The sequence below is a fragment of the Streptomyces sp. NRRL B-24484 genome, assembly GCF_000717715.1.
Classification (GTDB): Bacteria; Actinomycetota; Actinomycetes; order Streptomycetales; family Streptomycetaceae; genus Kitasatospora.
On record NZ_JOAI01000051.1, the window covers coordinates 47,375 to 66,205 of the forward strand.

Consider the following 18,831-nt stretch of genomic DNA (forward strand, 5'->3'; position numbering starts at 1 on the left):
CCGTCCTGCTGGTCCCGGGCGGCCGTGGTGGTGTCCGGCTCAGTCGGGGAGGCACTCCCGGAGCATGTCCGCCACGATCTCGGCGTCGCCGGGCTTGGCGAAGTACCAGCCCTGGGCGGTGTCGCAGCCGGTGAGCCGGAGCCGCTCGGCCTGGGCGGCGTTCTCGATGCCCTCGGCGGTGACCGTCAGGCCGAGGGCGTGGGCGAGCTGCACCATGGCGCCGACGATCTGCTCGTCCGCCTCGGTGCGGCGGGCCCGGGCGCCGTCCGGGTCCGGGGAGGCGGATCGGCCGCCGGGGAGGCCGGTCGTGCCGGCGTCGCGGAAGGCCTCGACGAAGGTGCCGTCGAGCTTGAGGACGTGCACCGGGAGCCGGGAGAGGTAGGCGAGGTTCGAGTAGCCGGTGCCGAAGTCGTCGATCGCGATCCTGATGCCCATGTCGGCGAGGGCCTGCAGCGCCTGGATGGGGCGCCCGCCCGGGCCGAGCAGGGCGCTCTCGGTGATTTCCAGCTGGAGGAGTCCGGCGGGGAGACCGGTCCGGTCCAGGACCTCCGCGACGTCCGCGACGACGTCGGAGTCCCAGATCTGACGGGCGGCCAGGTTCACGCTGACGAAGGTGTCCGCGTCCGGGAACTCCGCCAGCCAGCGTCTCGCCTGTCTGCAGGACTCCTCCAGCACCCACTTGCCGAGAGGGACGATCGCTCCGGACTCCTCGGCCAGCGGGATGAACCGGTCGGGCGAGAGGGTGCCGTACCGCGGGTGCCGCCAGCGGACCAGCGCCTCGGCCCCGTGCACCAGGCCGTCCGAGAGCCCGACCAGCGGCTGGTACTCGACGATGAACTCGCCGCGCTCCAGGGCCGGCCGCAGCGCGGTGGAGAGCAACTGCCGGGTCAGCTGGTGGGCGCCGCGCGCCGGGTCGTAGAGCGTCCACCGCGCCCGGCCGTCCGCCTTGGACCAGTACAGCGTGGAGTCGGCGTCCTTGAGCAGGTCGGTGGGGGAGGTGCCCTCGACCGGCCGCTCCACCACACCGACCGAGGCGGTCACGGCCAGCCGGTGCCCGCCGATCTCGAACGGCTTCTCCAGCGACTTGATCAGCCGGCCGGCGAGCGAGGTGAGCTGCTCGGACCCCTCGCTGTCGGTGATCAGGACGGCGAACTCGTCACCGCCGAGCCGGGCGACGAGCTGTCGCTCGCCACGGGCGAACCCGCTCTCCAGCCGGGCCGCCACCGCGACCAGCAACTGGTCCCCGACGTGGTGGCCCAGCGTCTCGTTGATCACCGCGAAGCCGTCGAGGTCGAGGTAGCACAGCCCGATCCGGGGATGCCGCTCTCCGTCGGCGGCCTGCGCCACGCCCTGCGGCCCACCCCTGGCAGCTCCGTTCGCGGCGCCGTTCGCGGCGACCTGCCCGGAGCCGTTCGTGGCGCCCTTCGCCGAACCGTTCGCGGACCCGGACCCGTTCGCCTTGCCCGGCCCAGTACCGTTCGGCGGGCGTCCCGGCGTGCGGTCCGTCCGGGCGCCCACGGCGAGGAACGCGGCCTCCAGCCGCTCGAAGAAGAGCGTGCGGTTGGGCAGCCGGGTCAGCGGGTCGTGCAGCGCCTGGTAGGCGAGCCGGTCGCCGAGGAGCCGCTGCTCGGTGACGTCCTCAACCATGGCGAGGGTGTACAGCGGATGCCCGGCGCCGTCCCGGATCAGGGAGAGGGTCACCTTGCTCCACACCGAGCGGCCGTCCCGGTGCTTCAGCCGCTTCTCGACCCGCAGCCGGTCCCGCTTGCCCTGCACCAGGTCGCGGTAGAGGCGCCGCGGGGTGTCCTCGGGCTCGATGATCTCGTAGATGTGGGTGCGGGCGAGGTCGGACGGCTCGCGGCCCAGCATCGCCGCGAACGCGGGGTTGGCCTCGATGATCCGGTCGTCCGCGTCGATCAGGGCCATCCCGATGCCGGCGTCCGCGAAGGCCGCCCGGAACCGGGACTCGCTCGCCCGGAGCGCGGACAGCAGGCGCGCGGTACTGCCGCCGACCGGCCCGGCGCAGGTGGGACAGGAGAGCAACGGCTCGACCGGCGGGGGCGGTTCGGCCCCGGGCTGTGCCGTCGACGCCCCGACCCGGCCGGACTGTGCACCCGTACCCGGCCGCTCGGCGGTGTGCGGTTCGGGGCGCCCGGGCGGCGAGTGCGGGGGTTCGGCGCGGCCGAGGCGCGCGCGGTTCAGCTCCTCGTGCCGCACACCCGTGGGGTGTGCGTCGACCCCCTCGTTTCGCCCCGGCACGGCACGCTCCCGTCCGCTGCTCCCGCTGATCCGGACGGCTGCCGTAGTGCAGTTGTCCGTGTCCACGGCGGTCCACGCCCTCGTCCGATCCAACCCCTCGATCGAACCCCTCGGGTCGGTCCACCGCCGCCGATCATAGGCGCCGCGGAGAATCGGCGGCGACCGCCGCCAGGGTGATTCGTCGGCTTTCTGACGGACCGTGGGCGGACGCGGCGACGCCCCCGCCCGCCGCGGAAGGGCGGCGGACGGGGGCGCGTGCGCATACGGCCTGCTCGTCCGGTGTGTGGCCGGGCGAACGGATGTCCGGTGCACCGGTGGTGGGCGTCCCGGCGCGGGGCCGGTGGGAGCGTTCCGACGATTTCGGAGCGCTGTCACCGACGGCGTGTCGCGGGTCAGGCCAGCTTCGCGGTGAGGGTGATCGTGGTGCCGGTGAGGGCCTGGCTGACCGGGCAGTTGGCCTTGGCGTCCTCCGCGGCCTTGACGAAGCCGGCCTCGTCCAGGCCGGGGACCTCGCCGGTGACGGTGAGGTGGATGCCCGTGATGCCGGTGCCGGGCTGGAAGGTGACGTCGGCCTGGGTGTCCAGCTTGGTGGGCGGGGTGCCGGCGCCGGCCAGGCCGTGCGAGAGCGCCATCGAGAAGCAGGAGGAGTGGGCGGCGGCGATGAGCTCCTCGGGGCTGGTCTTCCCGTTCGGGGTCTCGGCGCGGGCCGGCCAGGACACCGGGTACTCCCCGATGCCGGAGGAGGCGAACGTCACCACGCCCTTGCCCTCGAGCAGGTTGCCTTCCCACGCGGTGCGTGCGGTACGGGTGGTTGCCACGATCAGGTACCTCCTGTGCTGGAAGAACTGCTGGGTCGTCACGTCCTGTGGCGCCGCGCACAGCCTACGCGGCGACGGTCCGCCCGCACGGCCGCTCCGCCGCACCCGCCGCGCGTTGTCCGGATGGTGGACGACTGGTCCGAAAGGTGGGAGTTCCGGGGGTGCCCCCTGTTAGATTTGCCGAGGCCCGCGCCGGTCTCCGGCCGTCGGGCGTGTCCAGCCCAGCAAGCTCCGGAGCGATTGTCCGATGACCGATCAGCCCACCGACCCCGCCGCCGACGCCGTGGCCGCCGATGTCGCCGCCGCGGACGCCGCCGAGGCGATGGCGCAGGTCGACGAGGCGGTCCGCGCCGAGCTGACCAGCCTGCGCGAGAGCATCGACAACATCGATGCGGCAGTCGTCCACATGCTGGCCGAGCGCTTCAAGGCGACCCAGCGGGTGGGCCGGCTGAAGGCCGACCACAAGCTGCCCCCGGCCGACCCCACCAGGGAGCGCGAGCAGATCACGCGCCTGCGCGAACTGGCCGCCGGTGCGCACCTCGACCCGGTCTTCGCCGAGAAGTTCCTGAACTTCATCATCGCCGAGGTGATCCGGCACCACGAGGCCATCGCCCGCTCCTGACGGGACGCCCGCCACACACCGCACCACTGCACGTACCACTACGCACCACCGCACCCGCCACTGCCGTACGCCGCACCGCCGCGTACGGCAGTGGCGCACACGCACGGCCGTGTGTTCACCGCCCCGGACGAACCCCTGTCCGGATGTCGGCTGGGGCTAAAGACGGGATTTCCCGTGGGGGGCGCACGGCGCTAGCGTGCTGTTCTCTTCGACCGGCGATCTCGAACCACCGGCGGGGCAGTCGCCGAGCCGGCCCGCCGGGCCCCGGCGCGGCCCGGCGGTGGCGCGGAGGGTGGCACTGCAGATGACCAGCTACGTGGGCACCCCCGGCGCGGAGCCGTCGACGGGCCCCGAGCCCTCCCGGCACCCGGACACCCCGGCGGACGCCCGCCCCGCGGACCGCCTCGCGGACCGGCCCGCGGACGGTCCCACCGACCACGGCAGCGGCAGCGGCAGCGGCCGCGGCAAGGGTCCCCGGCGCCGCTGGCCCTGGTGGGTCGAGCTGCCGGTGATGGCCGCCTTCGGCCTGGTGGTGGCGCTGGTGATCAAGACCTGTCTGTTCCAGGTGTTCACCATCCCGTCCGGTTCGATGGAGAACACGCTGCGGATCCACGACCGGGTGGCGGTCAACAAGCTGGCCGTCCTCACCGGCTGGGAGCCCAGGCCGGGCGAGCCGGTGGTATTCCGCGACCCGGGCAACTGGCTGCCGAACCAGCCGGAGTCCTCGGGCACCCTGCCGGGCGCCTTCGACGCCGTGCTGAGCTTCGTCGGCCTGCTGCCGCCGAAGGACGACAACTACCTGGTCAAGCGGGTCATCGCGACCGGCGGTCAGACCGTCCAGTGCGCCGGGACGGTGCTGCGGGTGGACGGGCACCCGGTGGCGGAGCCGTACCTGCACGTCGGGGACGACTCCTGTTCGGGCCTGGACTTCGGTCCGGTCACCGTGCCGCAGGGGTACGTCTGGGTGGAGGGCGACCACCGCAGCAACTCGGCGGACTCCCGGTACCACCGCGACGGGCCGGGCGACGGCGCGGTGCCGGTGGCGAACGTGGTCGGTCCGGCCGCCGCCGTGGTGTGGCCGCTCGGGCACGTCGACTGGTTCGGCTGGTCCGGCCGCTGACGGCGGGCCGACCGGGACACGCCCGGCAGGAGGTCAGGCGGATCCGCGGACGGCGTCCCTCGGCACGTCCTCGACGTCCACGCCGTCCTCGGCGTCGCGGCCCCCGCCACTCCCGGTGACCGGGTCGGACGCGCCGGCGGCGGCCACCGTCCGCTCAGGTGCCGGTGCCGGGGCGGGCTTGCTGGTCTGGGCCGCGAAGGCGCCCGCCAGGACCAGTGCGCCGCCGAGCAGCTGCGGCGCGCCGAGGTGCTCGCCGAGCAGCACCCAGGCGAGGACGGTCGCGACCACGGCCTCCAGGTTGGCGACCACACCGGCCACCGGCGGGGACAGGTGCTGGACGGCGACCACACCGGTCAGGTAGGCCAGCACGGTCGCGACCAGCACCATCCAGGCGGCGGGCAGCACCGCGGGCAGGCTGTGGCCGTTCATGGTGACCGAGCCGCCGAGCAGGCTCCAGTCCGCCTGCCACGGCCGGGTGAAGGCGGTGAGCACGACGGCACCGATCAGCAGGCCGTACGCGCTGACCGCGATCGGGTCGATCGGCTTGTCGCCGCGGCGGCCGGCGTCCGCGAGCACGAAGTAGCCGACCTGGCAGCAGGCCGCGCCGAGGGCGAAGGCGACGCCGAGCGCGTCGAAGCCGAGCCCGTTCCAGACCTCGACGACGCAGGCCAGGCCGGTGACGGCGACACCGGCGCCGATCGCGGCCCCGCGCGAGACGGGACGGCGCTGCACGAACTTCACGTAGGCGAGCAGCAGCGGCGGCCCGAGGTACTCGATGAGCAGCGCGACGCCGACCGGGATCCGGGAGATCGCCGCGAAGTAGCAGGCCTGCACGCCCGCCACGGCCAGCAGGCCGAAGCCGAGCAGCAGACCGGGGCGCTGGCGGACGGCGTCCCGGTGCCGGTAGGCGAGCGGCAGCAGCACCACGGCGGCACCGGTCACCCGCAGCCACACCACGTGCAGCGGTGAGAGACCCGCCTCGATCAGCGGTTTCGCGGCGGTGCCGGAGCCGCCGAAGGCGAAGGCCGACACCAGGGCCAGGGAGAGGCCGAGCGAGCCGATGCCACGGGTGGGGGAGGGGGAGGAGCTGCGCACCGACGCATTGTGCCAGTCCGTGGACGCACTTGGTAAGGTGCCATCTCACCTAATGGTCCTGTGCGCCGTCGCGTGCGGGTGGCCCCGGGCCGGTCCCGCAGCGCCGGCGGCCACCAACCGGCGGCCGCCGGTCCGCCCCGGGCTACCCCCGGGTGCCCGGTGCCGTGCCCGTCCCGCCACCGGTGGAGGTCCCGCCCGAACCGGACCCCGTCCCGCCCGAACCGGAGCCGGACCCCGTCCCCGAGCCGTAGCCGAGCAGACCGCCCCCGCCGCCCGTGCTGCCGCCCGAGCCCGTTCCGCCGCCCGAGGTGCCCGTCCCCGTCCCGGTGCCGGGGCGGCCCGCGCCCGGCACCGCGGCACCCTTCGACGCCCACGGGCGCTCGGGCTGCTCGCTGGGAACCGCCTCGGCCGGCGCACTGGCCGTCGGCGAGGACGGCGCGACGGACGGTGCTGCCGGGGCGCTGCCGGTCGGCGACGGCTCGGCCGGCCGGGTGCGCACCTGCTTCGGCGCCGTGAAGTCGGAGACCGGCTCGCCGGCCAGCGCGGCCTTCATGTAGGCGGCCCAGATCAGCGTCGGGTAGCGGCCGCCCGCGGCCTCGCCGGTGCCGCCGACCCCGTCCAGGGTGACCTGGGCGCCGGTGGCCGGGTCCTGGCCGAACAGCGCGACGGCCGTGACCAGCTCGGGGGTGTAGCCGACGAACCAGACCGACCGGGAGTTGTCGGTGGTGCCGGTCTTGCCGGCGACCGGCCGGTTCAGGGCGCCCGCCCGCCAGCCGGTGCCGCCCGGGTCGTCGACGACGCCCTGCAGCATCGCGGTGGTGGCCCGGGCCGCCTCGGCGCCGACCGCCTGGGTGGTGCTGTGCGCCGGCAGCGGCACCTGCTCGCCCTCCACGCCGACGGACTTCACCAGCCACGGGGTGATCTGCTTGCCGTCGTTGTCGAGCGCCGCGTACGCCCCGGCCATCTGCAGCACGCTGGGTGTGGCCGCGCCGAGCGGGATCGACGGGACGGCGGACAGCCCCGGGGTGTCGGCGGGCAGGCCGAGCGCGACGGCGGTCCTCCGGACGGTCTCCAGCCCGGTGTCCTGCGCGAGCTGCGCGTAGACGGAGTTGACCGACCAGTCGGTGGCCTGCTGCAGGGTGATCTGCCCGTAGTCCTTGCCGCCCTCGTTCGGCGGGGCGTACGGCGTGCCGGTGCCGCCGCGGACGGGCCGCCCGCTGGTGCCGTCGTACACGGTGTCGGCGGTGATCCGGCGGCCGGCCTGGGTGCGGGCCTCGCTGTCCATCGCGGCGGCCAGCGCGATCGCCTTGAAGGTGGAGCCGGCCTGGTAGTCCTGCCGGGTCGCGTTGTCGATCCAGTGCCGGGTGGCGTCGCTGCCGCCGTAGAGCGCGAGCACCGCCCCGGTCCTCGGGTCCAGCGAGACGGCGCCGGCCTGGGCGTCGGCGTCCTTCTTGCGCTTCGCCGGGTCGAGGTTGTCGGTGAGCTGGCCGCGGACGGCGGCCTGCAGCTGGCGCTCCCGCTCGGCGTCCACGGTCAGGGTGATCGTGTAGCCGCCCTGGGCGAGCTGGGCGTCGCTCAGGACGTGCTGCGAGGTCAGGTAGTCGGTCGCGGCGGCGACCAGGTAGCCGGCCTGACCGGAGAGACCGGGAGCGCTCTTCGGCTGCTGCACCTCGGGGAAGGCGGTGGCGGTCCGCTCCGCGGCGGACAGCCAGTGCTCCTGCACCATGCCGTCCAGCACGTAGTTCCAGCGGTTCGTCGCGTTCTGCCTGCCCTGCGGGGTGGCGGTGGCGACGTCGTACGCGCTGGGCGCGTTCAGCAGCGCCGCCAGGTAGGCGCCCTGGGCGGCGTCCAGCCGGTCCGCGTCGATCCCGAAGTACGCCTGCGCGGCCGCCTGGATGCCGTAGGCGCCGCGTCCGTAGTACGCGGTGTTGAGGTACCCGGCGAGGACGTCGTCCTTGCTCTCCGTCGCGTCCACCTTGATCGCGATGAAGAGCTCCTTCACCTTGCGGGTGACGCTCTGCTTCTGGCTGAGGTAGGTGTTCTTGACGTACTGCTGGGTGATCGTCGAGCCGCCCTGGGTGGCCTTGCCGGTCGCGGTGTTGAACGCGGCCCGGGTCAGGCCCTGCAGGTTGACGGCGCCCTCGTGATAGAAGTTGCGGTCCTCGGCGGCCAGGGCGGCGTGCCGGGCGGCGGGGGAGATCCGGTCGAGCGGCACGTTCTGCCGGTTGGTCTGGCCGGTCCGGGCGATCAGCGTGCCGTCGGAGTACAGCCAGGTGTTGCTCTGCGCCGTCGCGGCGGCGTGCGCGTCCGGCACCTGCACCAGGGTCAGCCCCAGCGCGAAGAGGCCGACCGCGAGCAGCACCGCCGCCACCGAGCCGGCCAGCGCCGTCCGCCAGGTCGGGACCAGCCGCCGCCAGCCGGTGCGCCGCTGTCCCGTCCGGCGGCCGGACCACCGTCCCCGGGGCGCGCCGGGACCGCTCTGCTGCGAAGTACGGGGCACCGGAGTTCCCTTCCTGCGAGCCCCGCAAAGGTCGCTCACCCGTCGGACGGCATGGACCGTCCCACCCTGCCTGATCGACTTGTCAGGCGTTAGGGACTTATGTCCCATTTTTCCTTACCGTTCCCTCACCTCGCGGCGGCCGCCCCGCCGACCCGCCGGTGCCGCTCCGCCGCCCTCCGCGCCCGCCGCCCCGCCGTGGCGGGGCGGATAGGGTGCCCGGACCCGCCCGCACGAGGAGCACCATGGCCCGCCCGAGCATCCTGTACGTGACCGACCTCACCTATCCGGCCCGCGGCCGGCGTTACGGCGACGAGGACACCCACCTCTCCGCCGCGCTGCGCACCGACTTCGCCGTCGCCCTCTGCCACCCGCTGGATGCGGCCGGCCTGATGGACTCCTTCGACGGCGTCGTGGTGCGCAACAGCGGCCCGGTGCTGCACTACCAGGAGCAGTACGACGCCTTCCGGGCCGAGGCGCTGCGGCGCGGCACCCGTGTGTTCAACGAGCTGACCGGCCGTGCGGACATGGCCGGGAAGCAGTACCTGCTCGACCTGTCGGCCGCCGGCCACCCGGTCATCCCGACCGCGGAGGCCCCGGACGAGCTGGACCGCCTCCCCGACGTCGCCGAGTACGTGGCCAAGCCCAAGCTCGGCGCCGACTCCATCGGCCTGGAGGTCGTCGGCCCGGACCGGATCGCCGGGATCGCCGCCGCCGGCGGCATGCTCATCCAGCCCAGGATCGACTTCCGCTACGAGGTGTCCTTCTACTTCGTCGACCGGGAGTTCCAGTACGCCCTGCACACCCCCGACAAGGACGTGCGCTGGCAGCTCGCGCCCTACCGCCCGAGCGCGGAGGACCTCGCCTTCGCCCGGCGCTTCGTGGCCTGGAACACCATCGACCACGGCATCCAGCGCGTCGACGCCTGCCGCACCGCCGACGGCGACCTGCTGCTGGTCGAACTGGAGGACCTCAACCCGTACCTCTCGCTCGACCTCCTGGAGGCCGGCCAGCGCGAGTCGTTCACGGCCGCGATGAAGGACTCCCTGCACCGCCTGCTGCGCCGCTGACCCGGAACGTCGGCGCAGCCCCGGGGAACGCCGAAGGCCCCCCGCTTCCGCGAGGGGCCTTCGACCGTCTGTGCGCCGCCAGGGACTCGAACCCCGGACCCGCTGATTAAGAGTCAGCAATACACGGTTCCGAGGGGCCTCCCGCACCATCCGGCGGCCGCCCGCGGCCCGCGGTGGGTGCCGCCCGGGGAACGCCGAAGGCCCCCCGCTTCCGCGAGGGGCCTTCGACCGTCTGTGCGCCGCCAGGGACTCGAACCCCGGACCCGCTGATTAAGAGTCAGCCCCGGCGGCTGGCCCGGCGGCTGCCCGGAGGCGACCGGCGACGACAGGGCGGCGGCGACCGCGCGCCGGCAGGCAGCGCGGTGATCACGAGGCGGCCGCGGCGCACGGGGCCGTGCGGAGAGACCGCCCCCGTGTTCCGACCTCCGCCTTGACCTTCCGCGTTGCCCGCAGACCGCCCGTGTCGTCGTTCCAGTCGCCAGGGAATCTAGCGGGCGAACCGGGAGGGAGCGGAACACCTCGGCGGGCACACGCCGCGCCGCACGGTCCTGTCACCCGGTTCGCGCACTCCGCCGTCAGCCGGGGTTGACGGTGGTCCGCCCGGCGGCACCGCTGCCCCGGATGCGTGCGCACGGCCTGCGGGAATGCCAGGATCACGGGGCAGAGCCCCGGTCCGAACTCCCCGAAGGCGGCACCATGACCAGCGAAGCGGACGGGCCGCCGACCGCGGCGGCCGGCACCCCCGCCCACCTCCAGCACGCCCGCCCGGTCCGGCGGATGGCCCCCCGCTCGCGCAGCGAACCGCACCGCACCGCCACCCCGCTGGAGCTCTTCTTCGACCTCTGCTTCGTGGTCGCCGTCGCCCAGGCCGGGGTCCAGCTCGCGCACGCCCTCGCCGAGGGCCACGCCGCCACCGGCGTCCCGCGCTACCTGTTCGTCTTCTTCGCCATCTGGTGGGCCTGGATGAACTTCACCTGGTTCGCCTCCGCGTACGACGTCGACGACGTCCCGTACCGCCTGACCACCCTGGTGCAGATCACCGGTGTGCTGGTGCTCGCGGCCGGCGTGCCCCGGATGTTCCAGAACCAGGACCTGGTGCTCTCGGTGGTCGGCTACGTGCTGATGCGCTTCGCCATGGTCACCCAGTGGCTGCGCGCCGCCGCCTGCGAGACCGGGGCGGCCCGCACCGTCGCCCTGCGCTACGCCCTCGGCATCACCCTCTGCCAGATCGGCTGGGGGCTGATCCTGCTCGTCCCGCACGCCGCCTACGCGTACGTCATCCCGCTCGGCATCCTGGCCGAGCTGGCGGTGCCGGTGCTGGCCGAGCGCAGCGCGCAGACCACCTGGCACCCGCACCACATCGCCGAGCGGTACGGCCTGTTCACCCTGATCGTGCTCGGCGAGACGGTGGCCGCCGCGACCCTCGCCGTGCAGACCGCGCTGGACGAGCACGAGGCGATCGGCGACCTGCTGCCGATCGCCGCCGGCGGCGTGCTGCTCTGCTTCGCCGCCTGGTGGATCTACTTCGCCGAGCCCGTGCACGGCCGGCTGCGTTCCAACCGGCAGGCCTTCCTCTGGGGCTACGGGCACTACCTGGTGCTCGGTTCGGCGGCCGCGATCGGCGCGGGCCTGGAGGTGACGGTGGAGTTCTCCGTCCACCAGGCGCACATCGGCGCGGTGGCCGCAGCCGCGGCGGTGACCGTGCCGGCCGCGCTCTACCTGTTCACGGTCTGGCTGCTGCAGTCCCGGCACTTCAAGCAGGGTGCCGAGCAGGCGGTGCTGCCGGCCGCCGCGGTCGCCGTGCTGGCCTGCACCGCCCTCGGCCGCGACGCCGTCCTCGCGGCCGGCCTGGTCGCCGCCGCCACCGTGGCCGTCGGCATCGCCCTGCGCGCCCGCCGCCTCAACCACCGCCCGGCCTGAGGCCCACCGAGCCGCCACCGACCACCGGCGGGGCCGCGGGTTGTCGGTGGCGGCTGCCAGGATGGCGGCAGCAGCCCGTCCCCGCACAGATCGGCCCCGCCATGCCCGCCGTCCCCGAGCAGCTCGCCGACCTCCCGTACGCCGAGCTGCTGAGCCCGCACACCGGCCGGCTCCACGGCGACGGGCGCTACGACACCGTGCACTTCGACGGCGGCACGTACGACGGCCGGGCGGGCGGCGCCGGCTTCCTGGAGTGCGCCTTCACCGGGGTCGAGCTGGACGGCACCGGCCTGCGCCACGCCCGCTTCAACGAGGTCTGGCTGCAGGGCTGCCGCCTGGTCGGCGCCGACCTCGCCGAGAGCGAGTGGCAGGACGCGACCCTCCTCGGCTCGGTGCTCGCCGGGATCTCCTGGTACGGCTCGGCGCTGCGCCGGGTGGTGCTGCGCGGCTGCAAGCTGGAGGCGGTCAACCTGCGCGGCGCCGTCCTGCGGGACGTCGTCTTCGAGGACTGCCTGCTGCGCGACGTCGACCTCGGCGAGGCGAAGCTGACCTCGGTGTCGGTGCCGGGCTCCACCCTCGACGGGGTCCGGTTCGCCGGCGCCCGGATGGAGAAGGTGGACCTGCGCGGTGCGGCGGCGCTGGGCCTGCCCGACGCCCACCTCGGCCTCTCCGGCGCCGTCCTGAACACCGGCCAGCTGTTCGAGCTGGCCCCGCTCTTCGCCCAGGCCCTCGGCATCACCGTCAAGGACTGAGCGGGCGGGCGACGGGCCGCCCGGAGGATCAGAGCGCGGCGAGCGCCTCCGCGACCGTCCGGTCGCCCGACATCAGTTCCAGGGTCCGCCCGACCGCGGGCGCGGGCTCGGTGAGCAGGGCGGCCAGCACCGCCGCCACGTCCGCCCGCGGCACCGGGCCGCGTCCGACGGCATCGCCGAGCCGGACGAGGCCGGTGGGCGGTGCGTCGGTGAGCGGGCCGGGGCGGAGCACCGTCCAGTCCAGTGCGGTGCGCCGCCGCAGGTCGTCGTCGGCGGCGCCCTTGGCACGCAGGTAGGCGCCGAAGACCGGGTCCGACCCGTCCGGTGCGGAGGCGTCCGCGCCGATCGAGGAGATCATCAGGTAGCGCCGGACGCCGGCGAGTTCTGCGGCGTCGGCGAGCAGGGCGGCGGCCGCGCGGTCCACGGTGTCCTTGCGGGCGGCGCCGCTGCCCGGCCCCGCGCCGGCCGCGAACACCACCGCGTCGGCCCCGTCCAGGACGGCGGCGAGCGTCTTCGGGTCCGTGGCCTCCAGGTCGAGGACGACCGGCTCGGCGCCGCGCTGCCGCAGGTCGTCGGCGTGTTCGGTGCGCCGGACGAGCCCGACCGGGGTGTCCCCGCGGTCGGCGAGCAGCTGCTCTAGGTGCAGGGCGATCCGTCCGTGTCCACCGGCGATGACGATGCGCATACCGGCCACGCTATCCCCGTTCACCGTCCGGTCGCCGGGCGACGCGGCGGCGAACAGTCCGTCAAACTTCCGGCACGGCCATGGCCATGGCACCCCGCCCTGCGTGACGATTCTCCGCGACCGATGGCACGGCAACGTGTTCATACAACATCACCGGACATCATCACCGAAGGGACGGCGGCCCGATGGCTGAGCTGAGTCGCAGGAAGTTCATGGCGTTGTCGGCGAGCGCCGCGGCGGGAGCCGCGGTGGCCTCCACCGCGCTGGGCGGCACCACCCGGGCCTCGGCGGCCGGCCTCAGCACGACCGGCACCATCGCCGACGCCCGGCACGTCGTCATCCTGATGCAGGAGAACCGCAGCTTCGACCACTACTTCGGCATGCTGAAGGGCGTCCGCGGCTTCGCCGACCGCAGCGCCATCCAGGTCGCCGGCGGCTACAGCGTCTTCAACCAGCCGAACGGGCTGGGCCGGCAGTACCCGTGGCAGTTCAGCGCCACCAAGCCGGCCGGCGGCGCGGACCCGGAGCGCCTGGCCCAGTGCAACGGCGACCTGTCGCACGCCTGGTCCGACCAGCACAAGGCGTGGAACGGCGGCAAGCTCGACTCCTGGGTCTCCGCCAAGGGCAACGTCCGCACGCTCGGCCACCTGACCCGCGCCGACATCCCCTTCCACTACGCGCTGGCCGACAACTGGACGGTCAACGACGCCTACTTCTGCTCGGTGCTGAGCGCGACCGGCCCCAACCGCACCTACCACTGGTCCGGCCAGATCGACCCGGACGGCACCGCGGGCGGCCCGGCCCACGACGGCGGCGACGAGTCCGGGCTGCGCTGGCAGACCTACGCCGAGGCGCTGGAGGCGGCCGGCGTGAGCTGGAAGGTCTACCAGAACGCCGCCGACAACTACGGCGACAACGCCCTCGCCTACTTCACCCAGTTCAGCTCCGCCCCGGCGGGCAGCCCGCTGGCGGTCAAGGGCATGGGCTCCGTCCCGAAGAAGACCGGGAGGACCCCGGACGACATCGCCGCCGCGATCCGCGCCGACGTGGTGGCCGGCACCCTGCCGCAGGTCTCCTGGATCGTCCCCGACCAGGCCTCCTCCGAGCACCCGTACGCCACCCCGGCCGACGGCGCGCACTTCGTGCACATGGTGATGGACGCGCTCAACGCGGACCCGGACGTCTTCGACTCCACCGTCCTCTTCCTCAACTACGACGAGAACGACGGCTTCTTCGACCACGTCCCGCCGCCGGCGGCCCCGGCCGGCACGGCCGGCGAGTTCTACAACGGCACCAACATCGGCCTCGGCTTCCGCGTCCCGCTGATCGCGATATCCCCGTGGACCCGCGGCGGCTGGGTCAGCTCCGAGGTCTCCGACCACACCTCGGTGCTGCGCTTCCTGGAGAGGTGGACGGCCGCCGTCGGCAAGCCCGCCACCTGCCCCAACATCAGCGCCTGGCGCCGCAAGGTCTGCGGCGACCTCACCGGCATGTTCGACTTCGCCAACCCGGTGTACGGGCTGCCCGCCCTCCCCAACACGGACGCCACCATCGGCCTGGCGGCCTGCGGCCCGCTGCCCAACCCGGCGCCGGTCGACAACAAGCTGCCCCAGCAGGAGCCCGGCACCCGCCCGGCCCGCGCGCTGCCCTACCAGCCGAACGCCAACCTCGACCACCTGGAGTTCGGCTCCGGCGGCGTGATGAAGGTGTGGATCGCGATGGCCAACCCTGGCGCCGCCGGGGCCGCGCACTTCGCGGCCTACGCCAACGCCTACCGCAGCGGCGGCCCCTGGCAGTACACCGTCGACGGCGGCGGCTCCACCAGCGACTTCTTCAACTGCGGCACCGGCTTCGGCGGCGGCCCGTACGACCTGGGCGTGGTCGGCCCGAACCGCTTCCTGCGCCGCTTCAAGGGCGACGCCACCAAGCCCGGCAAACTGGTCTCGGTCACCGCCTCCTACGCGAACGCCCCGACCACCGGCAAGCTCGCGCTCTGGTTCGCCTTCGCCAACACGGGCACCGCGGCGGTCACCTTCACCGTCACCTCGACCAACTACCGCACCGACGGCCCCTGGACGTACACCGTGCCGGCCGGCGGCACCGCCTCGGACTTCTTCAACGCGGTGGCCTACAACAACGGCTGGTACGACTTCACGGTGACGGTCGACTCGGACCCGACCTGGTCCCAGCGGTTCACCGGCCACCTGGAGACCGGCGCCGCCAGCGTCTCCGGCTGAGCCGAACGGGGGACGCCCGCCCGCGCCGCCGCCCGCGGCGCGGGCGCCCCCGGTGGCATGCCCCGCGGCGTAGTGTGACAGTGAGGGAGGCCCGGGTCGGACTGCACGCGAGGAGGAAGACATGGGCATCTTCGACAGGTTCCGGCACAAGGCGCACGAGTCGGGCGATCCGGCCGGGCGCGCGGCGCTCGCGCACGACGAGGCAGCCGACGCCTTCGGCGACACCGCCGAGAAGAGCCGCATGGACGCCCAGCACCGGGTGGAGCAGATGGAAGAGGACCGCAGGGCCGCGGCCGACATGACCGCCGAGGGCGATCCCTGGGACTGACCGACCCGACCACCGACCCGATCGCGAACACCGATCCGCACCCGAGGGGGCACGGCCGCCGGCCGTGCCCCCTCGGCCCTGCCCCGCCCCCGCGGGTTCAGTCGCGCGGCGGCAGGGGCGGGCGCCGCAGGTCGGGCCGGGGCGTGTCCCCCGGCGGCGGCACGGCCGCGTGCTGCTCCGCCAGCAGCTCCATGGCGAGTTCGACCGCGGCCGCCAGGTCGGTGTGCTCGCCGCGGGCCCAGCTGTGCGGGGTGCGCAGCACCTCCACGTCCGGTTCGACGCCGTGGTTCTCCACCGACCACCCGATGCCCTCGGTGAACCAGGACGCGTTCTTGGGCACCGAGATCTGGGTGCCGTCGCCGAGCACGTGCCGGCCGGTCATCCCGACCACACCGCCCCAGGTGCGGGTGCCGACCACCGGGCCGAGCCCGAGCAGCTTGATGGCGGCGATGATCACGTCGCCGTCCGAGCTGGTGGCGTGGTCGGCGAGGGCGACCAGCGGGCCGCGCGGCGCGTCCCGGGGCCAGCGCACCGGGTGCCGTCCGCGGGTGAAGTCCCAGGCCAGCACCCGGCGGTTCAGCTTCTCCAGGACCAGCTCGGAGACGTTGCCGCCGGCGTTGCCGCGGACGTCCAGGATCAGCGCCGGCTTGGCCAGTTCGCTGCGCAGGTCGCGGTTGAACTGGGCCCAGCCGGAGCCGCCGAGGTCCGGGATGTGCAGGTAGCCGCAGCGGCCGTCGCTGAACTCGCGGACCAGCTTGCGGCGCTTCACCACCCAGTCCTGGTAGCGGATCGGCCGTTCGTCGGTGAGCGGGGTGACGGCGATCCGCCGGAGCCGGCCGGAGTCCTTGCAGCGCAGGGTGAGTTCGACGGTGGTGCCGCCGGTGCCGGCCAGCAGCGGGGCCGGGCCGCGCAGCGGGTCCGGCGGGCGGCCGTCGACGGCGACCAGTTCGTCGCCGTCCTGGAGGCCGAAGCCGGCCAGCGGCGCCCGGGCCCGCGGGTCGGAGGACTCCCCGGGCAGGATCCGGTCGACCAGCCAGCGGCCGTCCGGGTCGCGGTGCGCGTTCGCGCCGAGCAGCCCGAGCGGCTGCTGGAGCAGCTGCGGGCCCTCGCCGCGGCGCGAGGGCGTGACGTAGGCGTGCGAGGTGCCGAGTTCGCCGAGCAGTTCGCGCAGCAGGTCGGCGAAGTCGTCGGGGCCGGCGATCCGCTCCAGCAGCGGCTCGTACTGGGCGATCAGCTCGGGCCAGTCCAGGCCGCACATGTCCGCGTCCCAGAACTGGTCCCGGACGATCCGGGCCGCCTCGTGGTAGGCCTGCCGCCATTCGGCGGCGGGGTGCACGATGTGGGTGATCCGCCGCAGGTCGACGGTGATGGGGGAGCCGAGCGGCAGCGGGTGCAGCTTGAGCACGCCGGCGGAGAACACCAGGACGGAGCCGCCGTCGCCGGAGACCGAGAAGCCGTCCAGCTGGTCGGCGACGGTCGAGCGGGTGCCGTGCGCGAGGTCGAAGTACTCCAGCGAGGGCTTGCCGGAGGTGTCGGTCGGGCTGGCGAAGGTCTGGCCGAGGGCGCCGGAGATCGGCCAGCGAAGCCAGAGGACCCCGCCGCGGACGGGCGCCGTCGCCGAGTACTTCGAGGCGGTGACGGGGAAGGGCACCAGCCGCTTGGTGAGGCCGTCCTGGTCGACGGTGACGGTGCCGTCGCCGGTGGCCTCGTCCGGGTCCAGCCCGACCGCGGGGCGGCCCTCCACCGGGGCGGCGAAGGGGGACGGGGTGTCGGCGGACAGCGGGACGAGGTAGGGGCGGCAGCCCAGCGGGAAGGACATGTCGCCGGTGTGCACGTCGTGCACCGGGTCGAAGCCGCGCCAGGAGAGGAAGACCAGGAAGCGGCCGTCCCGGGTGAAGACGGGGTGCTCGTCCTCGAACCGGCCGCCGGTGACGTCCACGATCCGCTCCGCGGCGTCCACCCGGGTCAGCCGGATCGCCCGCAGCGACCGGCCGGCGACCGGTTGCGACCAGGTGAGCCACTGGGAGTCCGGGGAGAAGGCGGGGCTGCTGACCGGGCCGTACTGCGAGGACGCCACCTCGCGGACCTCGCCGTCCTCGGTGGCGACCAGCAGCAGCCGCCCGTCGGAGGCGGCCACCGCCAGATGGCGCCCGTCGGGGGCGGCGGACAGCTCCTGGACGTGGCCGATCCGGCCCGCGGCGATCCGCCGGGACGGGCCGCCGTCGCTGCCGCGGGAGGGCAGCGGGGCGATCTCGACGGCGTCCTCGCCCTCCGCGTCGGTGATCCAGGCGACGTGGCCGCCGAACGCGGGCAGCACCGGCAGCCGGGTGCGCACCCCCGGCGTGTCGGCGAGCACCCGGGCCGGGCCCTCGCGGTGGGTGAGCCAGTACAGGCTGCCGCGGACGTTGACCACCCCGGCCCGGCCGGTCGGGTCGCAGACCAGGTCCTTGACGTTCAGCGCCGCCGACACCTGGTACGGGCGGCGGCCGGCCCGGGAGCCGCCGAGCGGCACGTCGAGGCGGTGCGGTGCGGGGGAGTCCAGGCCGTCCAGCAGCCAGAGGTCCCCGGCGTGCTGGTAGACGATCCGGGTGCCGTCCGAGGCGGCCTCGCGGGCGTAGTACGAGGCGTGGTCGGTGTGCCGGCGCAGGTCGGAGCCGTCGGGGCGGCAGGAGTAGACGTTGCCGACGCCCTCGTGGTCGGAGAGGAAGGCGATCCGCGGGTCGTCCGGCTCACCGACCGGCATCGGCGAGGCCAGGTGCCCGGTGTGTCCGGGCAGCAGCTCGCCGTGGTCGAGCCAGAGCCGGCCGGTGGCGCCGCCACGGTAGCGCTTCCAGGAGGCCGGGCCGTGCGGTGCGGCGCAGGTCAGCAGCACCGTGTGGGCGAGCCCGGCCTGGGCGTCGTTGACCGGTCCCCAGGGCATCCGGCGGCCGGGCGCGCCGTTCGGCGGCAGCGCGTACGCCCAGGTGTAGTGGGCGAAGGGCTCGTGGTACGAGGTCACGGCGAGGACCTCGCCGTTGGGCAGCCAGCTGCGGACGCGGGTGTCGTGGCTGCCCCAGAAGGTCAGCCGGACGGCCTCGCCGCCCTCCGCCGGGGCCGTCCACACCTCGGGGGTCAGCGCCTGCCAGCTGGTCCAGGCGACGGTGCGGCCGTCGGGGGAGAGCCGGGGGTGGCTGACCCGGACGCGGTCGCAGCTCACCCGCCAGGCGCGTCCGACGGTGCCGTCCGGGCGCAGCGGCGCCACCCACACGTCGTCCTCCGCGGTGAAGGTGAGCAGATCACCGCGAACGTGGGGGTACCTCAGATATCCGGACACTTCTCCATGGTTCGGCGGCCTCGGGGGCCGCGCAACCCGCCGCCCTACTCGGCCTGCGACGGCGCGCCCTGACGGTGCGCCGACTCCATTGACAGGGCCGCGGGGATTCCGCTTC

The 18,831-nt window shown here is 74.3% G+C and carries 13 protein-coding genes and 2 tRNA genes; 7 read left to right on the forward strand and 8 right to left on the reverse strand.

Annotated features, from left to right (window positions below; translation table 11 throughout):
• Positions 1-39 precede the first annotated feature (39 nt).
• Entirely contained in the window at positions 40-2,217 is a 2,178-nt protein-coding gene (locus tag IE98_RS51370; protein WP_234443793.1) for a putative bifunctional diguanylate cyclase/phosphodiesterase, read from the reverse strand.
• 434 nt (positions 2,218-2,651) lie between these two features.
• Positions 2,652-3,077 carry an OsmC family protein gene (locus tag IE98_RS0134720; RefSeq protein WP_030275780.1) on the reverse strand — a complete coding sequence of 142 codons (426 nt, stop codon included), beginning with the start codon at positions 3,075-3,077 and terminating at the stop codon, positions 2,652-2,654.
• A 247-nt stretch (positions 3,078-3,324) separates the two neighbouring features.
• On the opposite strand from IE98_RS0134720, the gene IE98_RS0134725 reads away from it, so the two are divergent.
• Both IE98_RS0134725 and lepB read left to right on the forward strand, forming a co-directional pair.
• On the forward strand, positions 3,325-3,699 hold the full coding sequence (locus IE98_RS0134725) for a chorismate mutase (protein ID WP_078661534.1): 375 nt from the start codon (positions 3,325-3,327) through the stop codon (positions 3,697-3,699).
• A gap of 304 nt (positions 3,700-4,003) precedes the next feature.
• The gene (lepB, locus tag IE98_RS0134730) at positions 4,004-4,819 is read left to right on the forward strand and encodes a signal peptidase I (protein WP_052391380.1); all 816 of its coding nucleotides are present in this window, start codon (positions 4,004-4,006) and stop codon (positions 4,817-4,819) included.
• 33 nt (positions 4,820-4,852) lie between these two features.
• Here the strand turns inward: lepB and IE98_RS0134735 are convergent, their stop codons facing one another.
• Both IE98_RS0134735 and IE98_RS0134740 read right to left on the reverse strand, forming a co-directional pair.
• The gene (locus IE98_RS0134735) at positions 4,853-5,914 is read right to left on the reverse strand and encodes an EamA family transporter (protein WP_078661535.1); all 1,062 of its coding nucleotides are present in this window, start codon (positions 5,912-5,914) and stop codon (positions 4,853-4,855) included.
• A 142-nt stretch (positions 5,915-6,056) separates the two neighbouring features.
• Complete coding sequence (locus IE98_RS0134740; protein ID WP_052391381.1) at positions 6,057-8,414, reverse strand: transglycosylase domain-containing protein; 2,358 nt, start codon at positions 8,412-8,414, stop codon at positions 6,057-6,059.
• A gap of 242 nt (positions 8,415-8,656) precedes the next feature.
• Here IE98_RS0134740 and IE98_RS0134745 point away from each other — a divergent pair, with 242 nt between their 5' ends.
• A complete protein-coding gene (locus IE98_RS0134745) occupies positions 8,657-9,481 on the forward strand; it encodes a hypothetical protein (protein ID WP_030275785.1) in 825 nt (274 codons plus the stop codon).
• A 71-nt stretch (positions 9,482-9,552) separates the two neighbouring features.
• On the opposite strand, the gene IE98_RS49665 is transcribed toward IE98_RS0134745, so the two are convergent.
• Positions 9,553-9,642 (reverse strand) — tRNA-OTHER (locus tag IE98_RS49665).
• A 74-nt stretch (positions 9,643-9,716) separates the two neighbouring features.
• Positions 9,717-9,787 (reverse strand) — tRNA-Lys (locus tag IE98_RS49670).
• Positions 9,788-10,177: 390 nt separating this feature from the next.
• Between IE98_RS49670 and IE98_RS0134750 the strand changes: the two genes are divergently transcribed.
• The gene (locus tag IE98_RS0134750; protein ID WP_030275786.1) at positions 10,178-11,401 is read left to right on the forward strand and encodes a low temperature requirement protein A; all 1,224 of its coding nucleotides are present in this window, start codon (positions 10,178-10,180) and stop codon (positions 11,399-11,401) included.
• Positions 11,402-11,502: 101 nt separating this feature from the next.
• Positions 11,503-12,153, forward strand: coding sequence for a pentapeptide repeat-containing protein (locus IE98_RS0134755; RefSeq protein WP_030275787.1), 651 nt, complete (start codon positions 11,503-11,505; stop codon positions 12,151-12,153).
• Between the two features lie 28 nt (positions 12,154-12,181).
• Here the strand turns inward: IE98_RS0134755 and IE98_RS0134760 are convergent, their stop codons facing one another.
• Positions 12,182-12,838: an NAD(P)H-binding protein gene (locus IE98_RS0134760; protein WP_030275788.1), complete on the reverse strand. Its 657-nt coding sequence runs from the start codon at positions 12,836-12,838 to the stop codon at positions 12,182-12,184.
• Positions 12,839-13,023: 185 nt separating this feature from the next.
• Between IE98_RS0134760 and IE98_RS0134765 the strand changes: the two genes are divergently transcribed.
• Together IE98_RS0134765 and IE98_RS0134770 are read left to right on the forward strand one after the other, a co-directional pair.
• Positions 13,024-15,075: a phosphocholine-specific phospholipase C gene (locus tag IE98_RS0134765; RefSeq protein ID WP_030275789.1), complete on the forward strand. Its 2,052-nt coding sequence runs from the start codon at positions 13,024-13,026 to the stop codon at positions 15,073-15,075.
• A gap of 121 nt (positions 15,076-15,196) precedes the next feature.
• Entirely contained in the window at positions 15,197-15,403 is a 207-nt protein-coding gene (locus IE98_RS0134770) for a hypothetical protein (protein ID WP_030275790.1), read from the forward strand.
• A 97-nt stretch (positions 15,404-15,500) separates the two neighbouring features.
• Here IE98_RS0134770 and IE98_RS0134775 read toward each other — a convergent pair whose 3' ends face one another.
• A complete protein-coding gene (locus IE98_RS0134775) occupies positions 15,501-18,716 on the reverse strand; it encodes a S41 family peptidase (protein WP_030275791.1) in 3,216 nt (1,071 codons plus the stop codon).
• Positions 18,717-18,831 lie beyond the last annotated feature (115 nt).

Bases quoted from the DNA above. Each gene is read 5' to 3' on its own strand.
- IE98_RS0134750 (WP_030275786.1), top strand. From the start codon at position 10,178: ATGACCAGCGAAGCGGACGGGCCGCCGACCGCGGCGGCCGGCACCCCC.
- lepB (WP_052391380.1), top strand. From the start codon at position 4,004: ATGACCAGCTACGTGGGCACCCCCGGCGCGGAGCCGTCGACGGGCCCC.
- IE98_RS0134770 (WP_030275790.1), top strand. From the start codon at position 15,197: ATGGGCATCTTCGACAGGTTCCGGCACAAGGCGCACGAGTCGGGCGAT.
- IE98_RS0134765 (WP_030275789.1), top strand. From the start codon at position 13,024: ATGGCTGAGCTGAGTCGCAGGAAGTTCATGGCGTTGTCGGCGAGCGCC.
- IE98_RS0134725 (WP_078661534.1), top strand. From the start codon at position 3,325: ATGACCGATCAGCCCACCGACCCCGCCGCCGACGCCGTGGCCGCCGAT.
- IE98_RS0134755 (WP_030275787.1), top strand. From the start codon at position 11,503: ATGCCCGCCGTCCCCGAGCAGCTCGCCGACCTCCCGTACGCCGAGCTG.
- IE98_RS0134760 (WP_030275788.1), bottom strand. From the start codon at position 12,838: ATGCGCATCGTCATCGCCGGTGGACACGGACGGATCGCCCTGCACCTA.
- IE98_RS0134745 (WP_030275785.1), top strand. From the start codon at position 8,657: ATGGCCCGCCCGAGCATCCTGTACGTGACCGACCTCACCTATCCGGCC.